At 65.1% G+C, this 2,074-nt stretch carries 2 protein-coding genes and 1 pseudogene; all 3 read right to left on the reverse strand.

Features of this window, described 5'->3' with window-relative positions:
• Positions 1-110: 110 nt before the first annotated feature.
• Positions 111-821, reverse strand: coding sequence for a 4'-phosphopantetheinyl transferase (locus EOC06_RS35030; RefSeq protein WP_128309959.1), 711 nt, complete (start codon positions 819-821; stop codon positions 111-113).
• Positions 818-1,303 (reverse strand): GNAT family N-acetyltransferase, encoded by a 486-nt coding sequence (locus EOC06_RS35035; protein ID WP_128309960.1) that lies wholly within the window; start codon positions 1,301-1,303, stop codon positions 818-820. The genes EOC06_RS35030 and EOC06_RS35035 overlap by 4 nt, the downstream gene beginning before the upstream one ends.
• A pseudogene (locus EOC06_RS44350) lies at positions 1,300-2,074 on the reverse strand (peptide synthetase); the annotation flags it as partial. The pseudogene EOC06_RS44350 and the gene EOC06_RS35035, both read right to left, overlap by 4 nt.

Below are 2,074 nucleotides of genomic sequence, written 5' to 3' on the forward strand. Positions count from 1 at the left end.
CGCCAATCTCCAGCGTTGCGGGAAGAATGCCGGCGTCGCGGCCAGCCCCTCTCTCCCCGTCACTATACGGGGAGAGATGTCCGGCAGGACAGTGAGGGGCAGCGCCAACGTCAACGATTGCCGCGTTCGGCTAGGAACTCATGACGCCGTAGCGCAGCAGAATAATCGCGCCGACCCCAAACCCCATCTCCATCGATAAACGCCAGCACCACCACGCGCGGGGCAGCGCAGTAAACGAGCCTGGTCTTGCGGCCCGTCTTCGTCGTCGCCTGGCCTGCGTTCAGGTCGACGGTGATGTCCTCATAGCCCAGCACCTCGCGATCGAGCGGATAGACGGCCTTGTAGACGGCTTCCTTGGCGGCAAAGAGGATGCGGCCGGCAAGATGCCGGTCGGCTGCGTCCGTGCGGTCCGCGGGCGTTGTCACGAGCGCCAAAATATCATCCGGGAGAGGCTGCGCAGGCTCGACGTCGATGCCGAGCGAGGCGATATCGCCAATCGGTGCAACCGCCGCCACGGCCATGTCGTCGTCGTGAGCGAGCGAACCGGTTATCCCGTCGGGCCAGACCGGCGCGCCGGTTGGCGTGCGCAGGATGGCGAGGTCGCCGGCGCCAAGCTCCGCCAGCAGTCCGTGCGCGATCCACCGGGCCGCGCCGCTGGCGCGCCGCATGACAGGCCGACGCGCGGGGATGGAATGCGCTTCTCCAGGCAGCAGATGGGCCTCGTCGCCGTCGCGGATCACCCGGCATCCGATCCGGACTCCCGATGGTGCGATGGCGGCGATCGCTTCGGCCAAGGCGATTTCCTCGGGCAACCGCGTCACGGCTCGTGCGTCCGTGCCGGCAAAGCGAGACCGGCGATCATTTCGCCGTCCTCGTCCAGCCCTTCTTCGACGAAACCGGCGCTGCGATAGAGGTTTCGCGCCGCATCATTCTCCGGTTCGTAGCAGATCGAGACGTGGCTGATGTGGCCGAGCCCCTGGATTTCGCCCAGCACTTCGCGCAGCGCGGCCTTGCCGTGACCTTTGCCTTGAGAAGCGCGGTCGATCATGAAGCGGTAGATGCGCGCCTCGTCGTCATCCTCGGGCGCCTCGTACATGAGGAAGCCGACGACGCGGGTCCCGGCCATGACGACGCGTGGCCGCGCGTCTTCGTCAGTCCCGGCTTCTTCCAGCGAGTCCGCATTGTCGGCGACGAAATCTCTCTGCTCCGGGGCGAGTTCCAGGGCCGTGACCAGGGCACGGTTGGCCTCGGTCACGGCAACGAGACGGATGTCTCCGGTGTTCAAGCCGATGCCCTTCTTCAAGCCGATGCCCTGGCCGATACTTTGGAGCCATCGTCGGTGATCGGCTCGACGAAGCGGTGCAGCTTGGCCGGGTTGCCCCTCCATATGGAGTTGGGCTCCAGCTCTTCGCCCTTCATGACGAAGGAGTCGACATCGACCACCGAGCCTTCGCCCATCACGACGCCGTAGTGGACAAAGGCTGAAGGTCCGAGCGTGCAGCCCTTGCCGATGCGGATGAAGTCGGACTTGAAAGCGCCTTCCTCCAGCGAATGGGCCTGGATGACGCAGCCCTCGTTGAGGGTGGCGTCGTCGCCGATCTCCACCAGCGAGCGTTCGGTGAGGTTGCTGCCGCCGTCATAGACCCGTTTGCCAACCTTGACGCCCAGCATGCGCAGGATCATCGGCCGGAACGGCGTGCCGGCGAACAGCCGCACGATCGGCGAATCCGCCAGCTTCCAGTGGCGCTCGTGGCGCCAGAAGGCGACGTCGTAGATCGTCGTCATCTGCGGCTTCAGCCGGCCGAAACCAAGGCTTGCCCGTTCCACGAAGATGTAGAACGGAATGGTGATCGCCGAGGTCAGGAGCACGGCGACGAACAGTGCGACTTCAGCCCATTCGGTGTAGTAGTTCAGCGCCCGGTCCCAGATCGCCAGCGTGGCGAACAGCATGACCCATTGCGTTGCCACGAACAGCAGGATCGTCACCAGATTGTGGCGGTTCTTGTGCGAGATGCGCCGGCGCCGGTCGTCTTCGTCGACGCCCGCAATGAGTTCCTTGTCGCGGTTCACCATG

Source organism: Mesorhizobium sp. M7A.F.Ca.MR.362.00.0.0 (assembly GCF_004023175.1).
Taxonomy (GTDB): domain Bacteria; phylum Pseudomonadota; class Alphaproteobacteria; order Rhizobiales; family Rhizobiaceae; genus Mesorhizobium.